Genomic DNA, 312 nt, shown 5'->3' with positions numbered 1-312 from the left:
AGGATCAGCACGGTTGACGTGGCGATGGCCGGGGCGGCTTTCGGCAGGGCCGCCATGAGGCGACGCCCTGTGGTGGTGTGCTGGTGCATCGGTTCTCCGTTCCGGGTCAGGGGTGCCACTGGGCGATGGTGTGGGCGGATCCGTCGAGGGCGTGGTTGATGGGTCCGGATGCGCCAGTGGAGGCGAGGAGGAACCCGAACATCACGGCGACGAAGCAGACCCCGGCTTTGATGGAGCCGACCTTGAGCAGGAAGGCGAGCAGGGCGCCGAACAGCAGGACGAGGGAGACGGTTACGACCACGGGCGGGACTC

At 67.6% G+C, this 312-nt stretch carries 1 protein-coding gene; it reads right to left on the bottom strand.

Annotated elements, in window-relative coordinates; genetic code table 11:
* Positions 1-106: 106 nt before the first annotated feature.
* The coding region (locus C6N31_RS42765; RefSeq protein ID WP_232486366.1) for a hypothetical protein at positions 107-312 on the bottom strand (206 nt) is incomplete at its 5' end.

It is taken from the genome of Streptomyces fildesensis, assembly GCF_016107395.1.
GTDB lineage: Bacteria > Actinomycetota > Actinomycetes > Streptomycetales > Streptomycetaceae > Actinacidiphila > Actinacidiphila fildesensis.
This window is presented reverse-complemented; position numbering and strand designations above follow the sequence as displayed.